At 62.9% G+C, this 14,421-nt stretch carries 15 protein-coding genes; 8 read left to right on the top strand and 7 right to left on the bottom strand.

Annotated elements, in window-relative coordinates:
• Positions 1-51: 51 nt before the first annotated feature.
• Entirely contained in the window at positions 52-936 is an 885-nt protein-coding gene (locus tag ACXMYO_RS00820; protein WP_457807500.1) for a hypothetical protein, read from the top strand.
• Positions 926-1,378 (top strand): GNAT family N-acetyltransferase, encoded by a 453-nt coding sequence (locus ACXMYO_RS00825; RefSeq protein WP_457807501.1) that lies wholly within the window; start codon positions 926-928, stop codon positions 1,376-1,378. The genes ACXMYO_RS00820 and ACXMYO_RS00825 overlap by 11 nt, the downstream gene beginning before the upstream one ends.
• Before the next feature lie 22 nt (positions 1,379-1,400).
• Here the strand turns inward: ACXMYO_RS00825 and ACXMYO_RS00830 are convergent, their stop codons facing one another.
• Both ACXMYO_RS00830 and rsmD read right to left on the bottom strand, forming a co-directional pair.
• On the bottom strand, positions 1,401-1,643 hold the full coding sequence (locus ACXMYO_RS00830) for a cell division protein ZapB (protein WP_438766134.1): 243 nt from the start codon (positions 1,641-1,643) through the stop codon (positions 1,401-1,403).
• Positions 1,644-1,763: 120 nt separating this feature from the next.
• Positions 1,764-2,384, bottom strand: a complete 621-nt coding sequence (rsmD, locus tag ACXMYO_RS00835; RefSeq protein WP_438766135.1) for a 16S rRNA (guanine(966)-N(2))-methyltransferase RsmD — start codon at positions 2,382-2,384, stop codon at positions 1,764-1,766.
• A gap of 194 nt (positions 2,385-2,578) precedes the next feature.
• Between rsmD and ftsY the strand changes: the two genes are divergently transcribed.
• The 5 genes from ftsY (at position 2,579) to ACXMYO_RS00860 (ending at position 8,451) form a co-directional block, all read left to right on the top strand.
• Positions 2,579-4,111, top strand: coding sequence for a signal recognition particle-docking protein FtsY (ftsY, locus tag ACXMYO_RS00840; protein WP_457807502.1), 1,533 nt, complete (start codon positions 2,579-2,581; stop codon positions 4,109-4,111).
• A 12-nt stretch (positions 4,112-4,123) separates the two neighbouring features.
• A complete protein-coding gene (gene ftsE / locus ACXMYO_RS00845) occupies positions 4,124-4,792 on the top strand; it encodes a cell division ATP-binding protein FtsE (RefSeq protein ID WP_457809454.1) in 669 nt (222 codons plus the stop codon).
• The gene (gene ftsX / locus ACXMYO_RS00850; protein ID WP_438766138.1) at positions 4,789-5,784 is read left to right on the top strand and encodes a permease-like cell division protein FtsX; all 996 of its coding nucleotides are present in this window, start codon (positions 4,789-4,791) and stop codon (positions 5,782-5,784) included. Before ftsE ends, ftsX begins: the two co-directional genes overlap by 4 nt.
• Positions 5,785-5,897: 113 nt before the next feature.
• Positions 5,898-6,770 carry an RNA polymerase sigma factor RpoH gene (gene rpoH / locus ACXMYO_RS00855; protein ID WP_457807503.1) on the top strand — a complete coding sequence of 291 codons (873 nt, stop codon included), beginning with the start codon at positions 5,898-5,900 and terminating at the stop codon, positions 6,768-6,770.
• Between the two features lie 319 nt (positions 6,771-7,089).
• The gene (locus tag ACXMYO_RS00860) at positions 7,090-8,451 is read left to right on the top strand and encodes a putative bifunctional diguanylate cyclase/phosphodiesterase (protein ID WP_457807504.1); all 1,362 of its coding nucleotides are present in this window, start codon (positions 7,090-7,092) and stop codon (positions 8,449-8,451) included.
• On the opposite strand, the gene slmA is transcribed toward ACXMYO_RS00860, so the two are convergent.
• The 5 genes from slmA to ACXMYO_RS00885 all read right to left on the bottom strand — a co-directional run bounded on the left by slmA (position 8,399) and on the right by ACXMYO_RS00885 (position 13,409).
• Positions 8,399-9,031, bottom strand: a complete 633-nt coding sequence (slmA, locus tag ACXMYO_RS00865; protein ID WP_438766141.1) for a nucleoid occlusion factor SlmA — start codon at positions 9,029-9,031, stop codon at positions 8,399-8,401. The two genes, ACXMYO_RS00860 and slmA, sit on opposite strands and share 53 nt — an antisense overlap.
• A gap of 82 nt (positions 9,032-9,113) precedes the next feature.
• On the bottom strand, positions 9,114-10,028 hold the full coding sequence (gene argB / locus ACXMYO_RS00870; protein ID WP_438766143.1) for an acetylglutamate kinase: 915 nt from the start codon (positions 10,026-10,028) through the stop codon (positions 9,114-9,116).
• Positions 10,029-10,155: 127 nt separating this feature from the next.
• Positions 10,156-11,538 carry a phosphomannomutase/phosphoglucomutase gene (locus tag ACXMYO_RS00875; RefSeq protein ID WP_457807505.1) on the bottom strand — a complete coding sequence of 461 codons (1,383 nt, stop codon included), beginning with the start codon at positions 11,536-11,538 and terminating at the stop codon, positions 10,156-10,158.
• A gap of 27 nt (positions 11,539-11,565) precedes the next feature.
• The gene (gene dut, locus ACXMYO_RS00880; RefSeq protein ID WP_457807506.1) at positions 11,566-12,051 is read right to left on the bottom strand and encodes a dUTP diphosphatase; all 486 of its coding nucleotides are present in this window, start codon (positions 12,049-12,051) and stop codon (positions 11,566-11,568) included.
• Positions 12,048-13,409: a bifunctional phosphopantothenoylcysteine decarboxylase/phosphopantothenate synthase gene (locus ACXMYO_RS00885; RefSeq protein ID WP_457807507.1), complete on the bottom strand. Its 1,362-nt coding sequence runs from the start codon at positions 13,407-13,409 to the stop codon at positions 12,048-12,050. Before ACXMYO_RS00885 ends, dut begins: the two co-directional genes overlap by 4 nt.
• Positions 13,410-13,530: 121 nt before the next feature.
• On the opposite strand from ACXMYO_RS00885, the gene ACXMYO_RS00890 reads away from it, so the two are divergent.
• Positions 13,531-14,412 (top strand): 5'-nucleotidase, lipoprotein e(P4) family, encoded by an 882-nt coding sequence (locus tag ACXMYO_RS00890; protein ID WP_457807508.1) that lies wholly within the window; start codon positions 13,531-13,533, stop codon positions 14,410-14,412.
• Positions 14,413-14,421: the final 9 nt, after the last annotated feature.

The following is a 14,421-nucleotide window of genomic DNA, read 5'->3' on the forward strand; positions in this document are numbered from 1 at the left end:
CTTCCCGCGGGAAGGCCTTTTAGACTCTATTCCCTTCAATGGACGTAACGCATGGTGACCGAGCGCGCGCGCCGACAGTACCTCGATGCCATGGGTATCAACCTCTGGGTCGCCCGTCACTCGCTGCCCAATGCGCTGGCCTCCGACCTCCCGGCGCTGGAAGAGGCACCCGAGCAGGCCATCGGGTCGCTCGATCATCACCAGCGCCTGCACGCCCTGATCGATGAGATCGATCATTCCGAGGCCCCGACACCTGGTGCCGAGGTGGCCGAGACCCCGCCGCACGACCCGACGCCACCGGCTCGTTCGGTTCGGGCTCTGCTCGATATCGGCAAGAGTGAAGAAAAGCGCTCGGACGCCGCTTCGGTAGAGAAAGCCCCTGCGCCCGTTGCCGAAGACAAGGCGGTCCCGGCAGCAACGAAGGTTGAAGACAGCGTCTCAAGAGCGCCGCACGAGCCGCTGCGCTTTTCGCTGCAGGTGGGCACGCTGGATGGGCGCTGGCTGATTCTGCTGGCTCGCGATGAGGCGCTGAGTACGCAGGAAGAAACGCTGCTCAACGCCATACTGTATGCCGGTGGGGTTCAGCCGGCCGCCGATTTGTCCTGTCAACGCTTTGGCTGGCCCATGATGGAAGGATTGCCGGTCGATGACGCCCTCGATGAAGCGCGTCAGGGCTTCAAGGCCTTTCTGGCCGGTCGTCGGGCGCGGGGCTGGCATCCCGAAAGACTGCTGCTGTTCGGCCAGCTTCCGGTGCTGGAAGAGGTACTCGACGTCCATGACGGGCAAAGCCGCGTGCTTGATCTGCCGCTCTGGCAGGGGCCGGCGCTGGAATCGCTTGATGAGCCGGCATCGCGCCGTCAGCTCTGGGCCGCCATGGGAGAGTGGCGCACGTGGTGGCAGGCACCGTCACAGACGCAGGATGGCCATGATCATTGAGCGCGCTGGCAGTGCCGAGGCGCTGGCGGCGCTGGATGGCCGTGCCAGAGGGAGGGATGCCTGGTCGGTGTCACGGTTTGAAGCGCTGATTGATGCCGAGCGATACCGCCTGACGGGGATTGCGGCGACAGGGACGCAGACGCTGACGGCCTTTGCCGTGGTCTCGATCGGCCCTTTTGATCTCGAGCTCGAGATGATTGCGGTCGATCCGGACCATCGACGCCAGGGGCTGGCCGGCCGCTTGATCACGGCAATGATCGAACAGGGAGAAGCACTGGGGCTTGAGCGCATACTGCTGGAAGTGCGCGCCGGCAACGAGGCGGCGCAGGCGCTTTACATACGCTACGGTTTTTCGGTGGACGCTCGCCGGGCGGGCTATTATCCACAGGCTGCGGGCGAGCGCGAGGACGCGATACTGATGTCGCGTCCTCTCACGCGCTGAGTCGGGGGGCCGACAGGCCTGCTTACCAGGAGGGGCTGGCAGCCGGCGTTTGGGGCGCAGAGGTGTCGGGCGCCGACGTGGCGTTGGCGTCGAACTCGCGGAAACGCTCCAGCAGACTACCCAGACGACTTTCCCACTGCTGGCGTTCGTTTTTCAGGCGCTCGTTTTCCTGACGCAGTTCGTCAAGTTCCATGCGCTGCATCTCGATGGTATCGACGGCGCTGTTGACGCGCTGCTCAAGCTGCTCGAAAAGTTCATTGCTCATGCTGTACTCCTGATACAGATAGTAAGGCGAAATGCCGCCCTGCAGGGCCCGGGTCGGGTGCCGGCGCGCGCGCAGGCCAGACTACGCGCGCCGGCGCGCGGCGGCAAGAGGGAGGCCGGGTTATTGCGTGCTGTCACGTTGATAAAGCCGGGCGTGGCTGTCACCGGCCCGGGTTTCGCGTATCAGACGCCAGCCGGCAGGCAGGCGAGGGATCAGACCGGCTTCGGTTTCAACGTGAATCAGGGCGTTATCTGCCAGCCAGCCCTCCTGGTCAAGACGCTGACAGCAATCGTTGATCAGCTCCTGGCGAAAGGGCGGGTCAAGAAAGACCAGATGGAATGGCCTGGCGGGCCGGGTGTCCAGAAAGGCGTCAGCGCTTTTCTGGTGTACCGGCATCGTGACCTCAAGCGTTGCCAGATTCTGTTCGATCTGACGGGCGACCTGACGGTCAGCCTCAACAAAGTGCACCTCGCCGGCACCGCGCGAGAGCGCTTCCAGCCCCAGCGCGCCGGTGCCGGCAAACAGATCCAGGGCGCGGGTGCGGCTGTCGATGTCGTGGCTGAGCCAGTTGAACAGCGTCTCGCGCATGCGGTCCGGCGTCGGGCGCAGGCCCGGATGGTCCGGGACGGGCAGCAGGCGCCGGCGAAACCGGCCGCCGATCAGCCGCAGGCGGCCGCCACCCGAGCGGGCACCGCCCTGTCGGTTATCATGTCCTGATGTGCCGTGACGCTGTCGCCTCATGTGTCCTGCAAGCCCTTGTCGGTGGAGGGGTGCTGCCAGGGCCGGTGGAAGAACTGCAGTGACCACCGGTTGTGCCATCCTTGTCGATGGCCTGCACGGATTGTACCGGCGGGCAGCGCTTGAGTGGTAGGATGCGGTATCAAATGGCGGCCCGGCCGTCTTTTTCCGATGGATCAATCGCGACGATATAGCCCATGTTTGGTTTTTTTAAGCGCAAGAAGCAGCGCCGCGATCAACAGGATCGCGAAGAACAGCAGCAGCTGGAACAGCAACACGCCGAGCAGCAGGCGCCGGCCTCCGGCCACTCCGAAGGAACACCTCCGGAACCGCCTGTCGAAGCGCGAGAAAAAACAGACGCTGTGCCTGCTCCCGAAAAGGCGCCAACGACTGTTGAGCCGGAACCCGTCGTCGAGCCCGACCCGGAGCCCATCGTCGAGCCGGAACCGGAACCCGTCATCGAGCCGGAACCGGTCGTCGAACCCGAGCCGGAACCGATCGTTGAGCCGGAGCCGGAACCCGTCGTCGAGCCCGACCCGGATCCCGAGCCCGTTGAGGAGCGTCCGATCGAGACGCTGGACGATTCGGCGGGGGTCTCCGAGGAAACGACGCTGGAAGAGGCGCCGGTCGGAAAAACACCTGATACGAAAGACGAGAAGCCAACGCCCGGGGTTGCCTCCGAGGTGACCACGCCGGCGCGCAACCGCGGTCGCGACAAGCCGCGTCGGGCGCGCTACGACACGGCCGTTGAAGTCGGGCCGGAAACCGCTGACGAGCAGGGTGAAACGGCCGGCGCCAAAAAGGGCTGGTTTTCCCGCATGCGTCAGGGGCTTGGCAAGACGCGCTCCAACCTGACCGACGGTCTGGCGACGTTGCTGCTGGGTCACAAGGAGATCGACGATGATCTGCTCGAAGAGCTCGAAACACAGCTTCTGATGGCCGATGTCGGCGTCGCCGCGACCAGCGAGATCATGGCGAATCTGGAAGAGCGAATCTCAAGGCGCGAGCTCAAAAACGTGGATGCGCTCTACAAGGCGCTGCAGGAAGAGCTCTCCACGATGCTCGAGCCGGTGGCGAAACCGCTGCGTCTGCCGCCCAAGGGTGAAGGCCCGTTCGTGATTCTGATGGTGGGCGTCAACGGCGTGGGCAAGACCACCACCATCGGCAAGCTGACCCAGCGCTTTCAGCGTCAGGGCCGCAGCGTCATGCTGGCCGCCGGCGATACCTTCCGTGCCGCGGCCGTCGAACAGCTGCAGGTCTGGGGCGAGCGCAATGACGTGCCGGTGATTGCCCAGCACACCGGCGCCGACAGTGCTTCTGTCATCTATGACGCGGTATCGGCGGCAAAGGCGCGCGGTATCGATGTGCTGATTGCCGACACGGCCGGTCGATTGCACAACAAGGGCCATCTCATGGATGAGCTCAGCAAGGTGCAGCGTGTCATGGCGCGTCTGGACGCTCAGGCGCCGCACGAGGTGATGCTGGTGCTCGATGCCGGTACGGGGCAGAACGCGATCTCTCAGGCGGAAACCTTCAATCAGGCGGTGCCGGTGACCGGCATCACCCTGACCAAGCTGGACGGTACGGCCAAGGGCGGCATCATCTTTGCCATCGCCAAGCAGCTGGGCACGCCCATTCGCTATATCGGGGTGGGGGAGACGCTGGATGATCTGCGTCCCTTTGAGGCCGAGGACTTTGTCGGGGCACTCTTTGACCGGGACGGCGGCTGATCGCTCATGGCCATGATCGAGTTTGCGCATGTCGGCAAGCGCTATGGCGGTCGTTTCGAGGCGCTGGCGGATCTCAATTTTAACGTGGAGCGCGGTGAGATGGTCTTTCTCACCGGCCACTCCGGAGCCGGCAAAAGCTCGGTGCTGCGCCTTCTCATGGCGCTTGAGCGGCCCTCGAGGGGGCGTATTGTCGTGGCCGGCCACGACATCACAAGCCTGCACGTCTCGCAGATTCCCTACTATCGGCGCCAGATCGGGGTGGTGTATCAAAACCACCAGCTGCTCTTTGATCGCAGCGTATTCGATAATGTGGCACTGCCGCTGGTCATCCAGGGCGCAACGCCCCAGGATGCCCGGCGCCGCGTGCATGCCGCTCTCGACAAGATCGGCCTTTTGCACCGTGAAAAGGCCCTGCCCATCGAGCTGTCCGGCGGGGAGCAGCAGCGTGTCGGTATTGCCCGTGCGGTGGTCACCAAGCCGGCCATGCTGCTGGCCGATGAGCCGACCGGTAATCTGGATCCGCAGCTGTCGGCCGATATCATGCGTCTTTTCGAGGATTTCAATCGCATCGGCACCACGGTGCTGCTGGCCAGCCACGACCTGACACTGATCGCCCGGCTCAGACACCGGGTGCTCAAGCTGCGCGACGGTCGTCTGATCGGCGATGAGGAGGCCGCATGAGTCAGAAACCGCGTCGCCAGACTCAGGAGGGCGAAACCTCCCGTCGGGGGGCTCGCTCCCACCGGATTACCTTTGAAAGCCGTACGCGGGCGTGGCGTCGCCATCACGAACAAATGGCGGTGGACAGTCTCCATCGCCTGCGTCGGCGGCCGCTGTCGAGTCTCATGACCATGCTGGCGATTGCGATTGCCATGGTGCTGCCGGCCAGCCTGTGGCTGGCGCTGGGCAGCGCACAGCTTCTGGACAGCAACCTGGACGACAGCGCCCGCATGACCCTGTATCTGGACCCGGCGCTGTCGGAGTCGCAGGCCATGGACATCACTGACCGGGTGCGCGGCGAGACTGACATTGCCTCCACCGAGCTGATTACGGCCGCGGCCGGTCTGGAAAGCTTTCAGCAGCGTCTGGGCATGAATGACGCCCTGGCCATGATGGATGACAATCCGCTGCCGGCCACTATTCTGGTCCAGCCGCGCTCGCGCGACCCCGAGGCGGCGCAGGCGCTGGCCGATGAGCTCGGGCAGATCAACGGCGTGACCGATGCGCGTCTGGACATGGCCTGGCTTGAGCGACTGCGCCAGCTCAGTGAGCTGGGTCGGCGGGTGGTGCTGGCCTTTGGGGTGCTGTTTGCCCTTGGCGTCCTGCTGGTGGTGGGCAACACCATCCGACTGGCGGTGGAAAGCCGTCGTCAGGAGATCGAGGTCGTGACCCTGATCGGCGCCACGCATGCCTTTGTTCGTCGCCCCTTTCTTTATGTGGGCGTCTGGTATGGTCTGGGTGGCGGTATACTGGCGCTATTGCTTCTGACGCTGGGTCGGCGCTGGCTGTCGGCGCCCATCGATATGCTGGCCTCCGGGTTTGGCAGCCACTTCTCCCTGCCGGGCATCGGGTTTGGCGGATCGGTTTTGCTTTTGATCTGTAGTACCCTTTTGGGGCTTATCGGGGCATGGCTGGCCGTCAGCCGCCATCTCTCAGAGATCAGTCCGCGCTGAAATGATTTACGCAGGTGTCCGAGAAAAGTCGTCATACGGGCACAAAAGTACCCTTACCATGGTCTATAATGGTTGATAATCATCAATCAGAGGCCAGGGGAGACCGTTTGAACATGAGTACCAGTCTTCAACCTATTGGTCATCTTTCGCCGGGCAATGACCTGAACGGCTATATTCAGGCCGTTAATCGTATTCCCGTACTGACCGTGGATGAGGAGAAGGATCTCGCCACGCGTTTGCACACCGATAATGACATTGAAGCTGCCCGTCGCCTTGTCATGTCGCACCTGAGGTTTGTGGTCCATATCGCCCGCAGCTATTCCGGCTATGGTCTGCCGCAGGCGGATCTGATCCAGGAAGGCAACGTGGGCCTGATGAAGGCCGTCAAGCGGTTTGATCCGGCCCAGGGCGTGCGGCTGGTGTCTTTCGCCGTGCACTGGATCAAGGCCGAGATTCACGAGTTTGTGCTGCGTAACTGGCGCATCGTCAAGGTGGCGACCACCAAGGCGCAGCGCAAGCTGTTCTTTAACCTGCGCAGCGCCAAAAAGCGCCTGTCATGGTTGAACAACGACGAAGTAAACGCTATCGCCCAGGACCTGGACGTCAAGCCGGAAGCCGTTCGCGAAATGGAAGGGCGTCTGTCGGCCTTTGATGCCGGTTTTGATCCGGCGCCCGGCAGTGAGGACGATGAGCAGAGCTATCAGTCGCCGTCGCAGTATCTGGAAGACGGCCGTTCCGACCCGGCGCTGTCGCTGGAAGAATCCGACTGGCAGGATCGCTCCTCACAGCAGCTGCGCGATGCCCTGGCCCGTCTTGATGACCGCTCGCGCGATATTCTGCAGCGCCGGTGGCTGGCCGAGCAGAAGTCAACGCTCCATGAGCTTGCCGATACCTATGGCGTCTCCGCCGAACGTATTCGACAGCTTGAAAAAAACGCCATGAAAAAACTCAAACAGGCAATCGGCGAATCCGCTGAGGCCGCCTGATCACGGTACTGCCGTTCTCATACTAAAGATTATTTTTTGGCGCAAAAGATGACCCCGGGCTCCCAGGGCCCGGGGTTTTGCTATATGGTCATGCTCCATGAAAAAAAATGATGATCCATGATATGAATTAATTTAAGTCATGGTTCATCAATCTGCTTTTCTGCTGCTGCCCGAGCGCCGATCGATGTCTATCCCTGCTCTTTCTCGCAAGTCACAAGGTAATGAACGGCCCCAAATACCTCTGGTATTGGCCGTGGTTTATCGCTCGTTAATCGCTTTGTCTCTGGTCGTTACCTGTCTGCTCTGGTGGGGAAGGCATATGGATGCCGGCAGGCTGGCGCTGGGGCTTGTGTTCTGGCTTTTTGGTCTTCAACACGGCATGGAGCTGCTGCTGAAGGGCTATTATCGCTTTTCTCCGGCCCCTGCCGCGCCCGAGGAGGACATCGATCAGCCCGAGAGCCAGCTTTCCGGCGTCGTGTACTGCTATTGCCATGCACAGGAGCAGTACTGCTATCGCGGCAACATGGCCGCCTCGATCAAGGCGCTGTCCCGACATGCCTGTCGCCTGAGGCGCAAAACCTTTGATGCCATGGTCCATCCCGACGACCGGGCGTCCCTGCAGCGCGCGCGCCTGCTTGCCCTGCGCCAAGGATATTTTGAACATACCTATCGTCTGATTCATGGCGCGTCCGAGCAGCGGGTGCTGGATCGGGGCATCATTTTACGCCGTGGCGGGCAAACCGAGTGCCACGGGCTTTTAATGGATATCAGCCAGCTCGAGGAGAACGGTGCGGTGGCAGGCCATGGCGAAGGCGCGCCGGCCGGTGAAGAAACCATTGTCCGGTCTATTGCTGCATCGTCCGGCGTTGAAGACACCCTGCGTGCCGATCCTTCGGGGGTTTACGAGGCGTTGCGTCAGGCCGTGAAGGACCGAGAGCTGGGGCTGGTCTACCAGCCCCAGGTGCAGGGCAATGATCAGCGCCTTGCCGGCTTTGAAGTGCTGCTGAGGTGGTATCATCCCGTACTGGGCAACATTTCTCCCTCCACTTTCATTCCCATGGCCGAGTCGATGGGGCTTATGCCGTCGCTGGGCGGCTGGATCATTGATGAGGTCTGCCGACAGATCAGCCGCTGGCGGGCACAGGGTTATCGTGTCCCGCCGGTGGCCGTCAACGTCTCGGTGCTGCAGCTGGATCGAACCCTGCTGACCCATGTCGAGCGGGTGCTGGCCACGTATGGCCTGGAGGGCGCCTGTCTGGAATGCGAAATCACCGAAAGCCGGTTGATGCAGAACTTCGACGAGTGCGTGCACGTTATTTCAGGACTGCGCCGCCAAGGGATCACCATCTCGCTGGACGATTTCGGTACCGGCTACTCGTCGCTGGACAAGCTGGCGCTGCTGCCGCTGGACCGGGTCAAGCTGGACAAGAGCTTTGTAACGGCACTGACCGGCGCCGGGCACGGCTATCACATGATCGAGGCCATCGTGCGGCTGGCGCACTCGCTGCGGCTGACGGTTGTGGCAGAAGGCGTCGAAACGCGCGCCCAGCAGCATCTGCTCAACGAGCTGGGCTGCGAGATCCTGCAGGGGTATCTGTTTGGCGCCGGTGTCGGCGCCGATGCGGCTGTCAGGTATCTGAGTCGTGATCAGGCGTTTCGGAAAATTCTGCCTCTGCCATGAGATGGACGCTCAAAAGCTGCCATTGATCCTCCCAGTGGGCCTGGGGCGTACGACGAAATCCGCTTCTAACGTATTGGTTGATGCGCCCCTCGACGGTGGCCATGAGCAGATTGGCCAGTGCCGATACGCCGATGGCGGGGCGATAGCCCTGCTCGATTTCACCGGTGCGAAGCACCTGCTTGAGCTGCGTCTCGAGACGCTCGAACAGCTGCGCCACGCGGGTTTGCAGGCGCTCATGCTCACCGGTCAGCGCCTCGCCGGTCATGACGCGACACAGGCCGGGGTTTTTGTCGCCAAAGATCAGCACCAGGGTCAGAATGCGCTGACAGCGTGTGCTGACGCTGCCCGGTTCATTGATGATCAGCGTGACGCGCTCGAAAAGCGTCTGCTCGATGTAGTCGATCAGTGCCTCGTACATGCGTGTCTTGCTGGGGAAGTGACGATAAAGGGCGGCTTCCGAGACCCCTACTTCGCGCGCCAGCGCCGCCGTCGTGATGCGCTGCCCCCGCCCCTGTTCCAGCATCCGCGCCAGCGCCTGAAGGATCTGGTCGCGTCGCGAGAGCTTTTGTTCCCTGGTCATGGCCATCTTTTTTATCTGCCTTCCGGGGTGCCGGGCCGGCCTGTGACACCCGTGAATGAATGCGTCCCTGTGGCGCGTGGCATCAGTGCGACGGCGCACTCGACTGATCGGTGATCAGGGTACCCACGCCGGAGCGGGTAAAGATTTCCAGCAAAATGGCGTGTTCCACGCGACCGTCGACGATGACCGAACTGTTGACGCCGTTTTTAACGGCTTCCAGCGCACAGCGGATCTTGGGCAGCATGCCGCCGTAGATGGTGCCATCCTCGATGAGCCGGTCGACCTGCTCGGTGGACAGGCCGGTCATCACCTCGCCCTGCTGGTCCATGAGCCCGGCCACGTTGGTCAGCAGCATGAGCTTCTCGGCGCCCAGCGCCTCGGCCACACGACCGGCCACCAGATCGGCGTTGATGTTGTAGGAGTGGCCCTGGGCGTCCACGCCAATGGGCGCAAGCACCGGGATGTAGTCGGCTTCCGAGAGCATCTCGATCAGATCGGTCGAGATGTGCTCGACTTCCCCGACATGGCCGATGTCGATGATTTCCGAGGCGGTCAGATCGGCGCTTTTGCGCTGAACGGTCAGCTGGCGGGCGCGGATCTGGGCATTGTCCTTGCCGGTCAGCCCGATCGCCTTGCCGCCGGCGCCGTTGATCAGATTGACGATGCTCTTGTTGACGAGCCCGCCCAGCACCATCTCGACCACGTCCATGGTCTCGGCATCGGTCACCCGCATGCCGTCGACAAAGCGGGATTCGATGTTGAGACGCTCAAGAAGCTGACCGATCTGCGGGCCGCCGCCGTGGACCACGATCGGGTTGAGCCCCACCTCCTTGAGCAGCACCACGTCGCGGGCGAAGGAGTGAATCAGATTGTCTTCGGTCATGGCGTTGCCGCCGTACTTGATCACGACGGTCTTGCCCGAAAAACGCTGGATATAGGGCAACGCCTCGGACAGGATTTCAACGACCTGGCGCGGGTTGTATTCGCTGTCATGCATGGTGCAAAACGCTCCTTGTCTAAAGGGGACAAAAGGCCGGTGCGGGTTCGGGCCATTGTGTCATGCAGGCGGCTGTCATATCGCCCGGGCCGGCGAAGTGACGGCCGGTCCGGGGCAGATCGGGATGCTAGAAGGTCGGGGTGATGTCCGGGGCGACGGCCAGCAGGGCCTGACGAAAGCGGTCCTGAATGCGCTCAAGGGCCTGCTCGGACTTGCCTTCAAAGCGAAACACCAGCATGGGCGTGGTGTTCGAGGCGCGACACAGTCCCCAGCTGTCCGGGTAATCCACGCGGATGCCGTCCAGTGTGGTTCGGGTCGCCTGCTCGCCGAAATCGGTTTCCCTGATAAAGCGTTCGACGATATCGAATTTGTTGTCGTCGGTCACCGGTACGTTGATCTCGGCGGTGCTGGCGTCCTGAGGAAATCGGCTGAAGTACTGGTCGGCATCGCCTGGCTGGCGCGACAGGATTTCCAGCAACCGTGCGGCGGCGTAGAGGCCGTCATCAAAGCCGTACCAGCGTTCCTGAAAGAAGACGTGGCCACTCATTTCACCGGCCAGCGCCGCGCCGGTTTCCTTCATGCGCGCCTTGATCAGCGAGTGGCCGGTATACCACATCTCGGGGGTGCCGCCGGCGTCCTCGATGATCGATACCAGGTTGCCGGTGCTTTTGATATCGAAAATGACGCGTGCACCGGGCTGGCGCTCGAGCAGGTCGCAGGCAAAAGCCATCAGTAACCGGTCGGGATAGATGATCTCGCCAAAGGGCGTGACCACACCGACCCGGTCGCCGTCACCGTCAAAGGCCAGCCCGATGTCGGCGCCGGTCTCCTTCACCTTCGCAATCAGATCCGTCAGATTTTCAAACTTGCCCGGGTCCGGATGGTGATTGGGAAAGCGTCCGTCGATCTCTTCAAACAGCGGCGTCACCCTGGCGCCCAGACGTCGGATCAATTCAGGCCCCAGCTCGCCGGTCACGCCGTTGCCGCAGTCCACCACGGCGTGCAGTTCACGCTCGAGAACAACATCGTCCAGAATGCGCTTCAGATAGGACTCGCGAATATCATGCGCTCGGCAGTGGCCTTCACCCGTGTTGAGGTCATTTTGTTCGATGCGTCGATACAGGGCAGTGATGTCGTCGCGGGACAGGGCATGGCCGCCCAGCACGATCTTGAAGCCGTTGTAGTTCGACGGATTGTGGCTGCCGGTGACGGCCACGCCCGAGGTGATGCCGTCCAGCACGTGGGTGGCAAAGTAGAGTACCGGCGTGGGGACCATGCCGATATCCACGACCTCACAGCCGGCCGCGCAGAGGCCCTCGATCAGGGCTTCGGACAGCGATGGGCCGGAGAGCCGGCCGTCGCGACCCACGGCGATGCCCGTTTCACCGCGAGCGAGCGCTTCGCTGCCGATGGCCTGACCGATCAGGCGTACGGTGTCGGGGGTGAGCTGGTCGTCGACCACGCCGCGAATGTCATAGGCGCGAAAGATGGCGGCACTTATCTGGGGCATGAGGCGATTCCTTCCTGTCAATCCGCGTTAGTGTCGTCCCGAGTGGCCGAAGCCGCCGGCGCCACGAACATCGGCGTGATCGTCATCGGTCGTGAACTCATCCACAACCTCAAGCTCGGCCTGAATGACCGGCACCAGCACGTACTGGGCGATGCGCTCGAACGGCTCAAGGGTGACGCGCTCGCGCCCGCGGTTCCAGACCGAAATCATCAGTTCGCCCTGATAGTCGGCATCGATCAGACCGACCAGGTTGCCCATGACGATGCCGCGCTTGTGGCCCAGCCCCGAGCGCGGCAGGATCATGCCGGCCCAGGCCGGGTTGGCAATGTGAACGGCAAGCCCCGTGCGAACCAGCTCGCAGTCACCCGGGGCCAGCGTCAGAGGGGCGTCCAGCAGGGCGCGTAGATCCATACCGGCGCTGCCGCGCGTGGCGTAATGGGGCAGAGGGTAGTCGCGTACCCGCTCATCAAGGATTCTGACCTGCAGGCGTGGCCGGTCGGCAAGGGCAGTCATGGGGCAGCAGGGCTCCGCGTTGTGTGATGCGCCTGAAAAAGGGGCAGCAGATAATCGAAAAGGGCGCGCGCCAGTTCACGCTTGGTGCGCGGTGACAGGGTATGCGAGCTGACCGGCGCGTCCGGTTCATTGGAGGCGAGATGATACAGCACAGCAGCATTGTCATCGGCGCCAAAGCCCAGATTGGGGGCGGCCACGTCGTTGGCCACGATCAGGTCCAAACGCTTGCGCACGAGCTTGTCATGGGCGTGTCGGGCAAGCTCGCGGGTTTCGGCGGCAAAGCCCACCGTAAACGGCGGGCAGTCGCGATGCGTGACGGTGGCGATAATGTCGGGATTTTCGACCAGATCCAGCGTCAGGGCGGGGCTGCCGGGCACCTTCTTGAGCTTGTGCTCGGCCACCTCGGCCAGACGGTAGTCGGCCACCGCCGCGCAGCCAATGAAAATATCGCAGCCTGAAAGCGTGGCCTCTACGGCCTTGAGCATCTCCACGGCACTGACGACATCCACGCGCGTGACGTCTTCAGGTGTGGCAAGCGCTACCGGACCGGCAATCAGGGTCACCCGGGCGCCCAGGTCACGAGCCGCCTCGGCCAGCGCAAAGCCCATCTTTCCCGAACTGTGATTGGAGAGATAGCGCACCGGGTCGATCGCCTCGCGCGTAGGGCCGGCGGTGATCACGACGTGTTGACCGGCCAGGGCGGTGGCATTGACGTCATGGCCGGTCGCCATGAAGGCATCGGTTTTCGGGGCGTGGTTATCGTGCTCGGGCGTAGTATCCAGCGGTAGCGCGTCCGGCGTGGGTGCGTGGCCCGAGAGCGCTTCCTCCAGTGCGGCGACAATAGCCTCTGGCTCAAGCATGCGACCGCCGCCGACATCGCCGCAGGCCTGCTCGCCGGCATCCGGGCCCAGCTGCTGCCAGCCCATGTCGACAAGCGTGGCGGCGTTGCGCTGGCTGGCAGGATGCGACCACATGGCCTGATTCATGGCCGGCGCCAGCAGACAGCGCGCCCGGGTGGCCAGACACAGGGTGGTAAGCAGGTCATCGGCCATGCCCGCGGCCAGACGGGCCATCAGATCGGCGGTGGCCGGGGCAATCAAAACGATATCGGCCCATTTGGCCAGCTCGATGTGGCCCATGCCGGCCTCGGCCTGCGGGTCCAGCAGGGAGGTGCGCACCTCTTCGCCGGTCAGGGCCTGCAGCGTCAGCGGCGTGATAAAGGCCTGCGCCCCCTCGGTCATGACCACGCGGACCTCGGCGCCGGCCTTTTTCAGAAGGCGTGCCAGTACCGCACTCTTGTAGGCCGCGATGCCGGCACTGATGCCTAGGACGATGCGTTGACCAGCCAGTCGTGACATGCAGGGCTCCATGGGCATAACGGGAATCGAAGGGATGCTACCTTACCACTGCGTGCCTGACGTGCGTAGCATCAGGCCGGTCTGTAATAACCACAACATCGTGATCTGCAAGGACACTGCCATGCCTTTGAACACTACGTCCGCGCGCGCCGGGCTGTACCGACGCCATCTGGTCCCGGCGCTTTCGGCGCTGGCCATCGGGGTTGCCCTGAGCGGCTGTGCCAGTCAGGAACAGCCCGCATCCGGGGACTACGACAGCAGGGCCCTCAACGAGCAGCTCGTCATGGCCACAGTCTGGATGCAAAGCGCGGCCGAATACCGCGCGCTCTCCTATCAGGCCTTCAACGTGGCGCGTCTGCGTCTTGATCAGGCCCTTGAGGCGCACACCCCCGGCGATCGACCGCTGGCGGTGATCGTCGACTGCGACGAGGCGGTGATCGACAACACCGCCTTTCAGGCCTGGCTGATCGGTCGCGACGAGCAGTACTCCAGCGACAGCTGGAACGCCTGGGTCGAGGACGCGCAGGCCCGCGCAATGCCCGGCGCGGGTGCGTTTCTCGATTACGCCCAATCGCGTGGGGTAGAAGTCTTTTATGTCACCAATCGCCGGGAAAGCGGGCTGGCGGCCACCATGGAGAATCTGAAACGGCTTGATTTCCCGTGGGTCGATGAGGCGCACATGATGCTGCGCACGGAGTCCGGCGACAAACAGCCGCGTCGGGATGCGGTCCTGAAGGATCATGAGGTGGCGCTATTGATCGGTGATAACCTGGCCGATTTTGATAGCCGCTACGACGCCGACGATGTGGCCACGCGCAATGCGCAGGTCATTCAGGATCGCGCGCACTTTGGCGAGCGCTATATCGTGCTGCCCAACCCGACCTATGGCGGCTGGGAGGCGGCGCTGTATGACGGCGACCAGTCACTGTCGCCAGAGGAGAAGGATCAGCGGCGTCGAGGCGCACTGCGGACCTGGTCGGGCCCGCAGCAGCAAACGCCGTAGCGCGGATGG

This window comes from Kushneria sp. EE4, assembly GCF_977968315.1.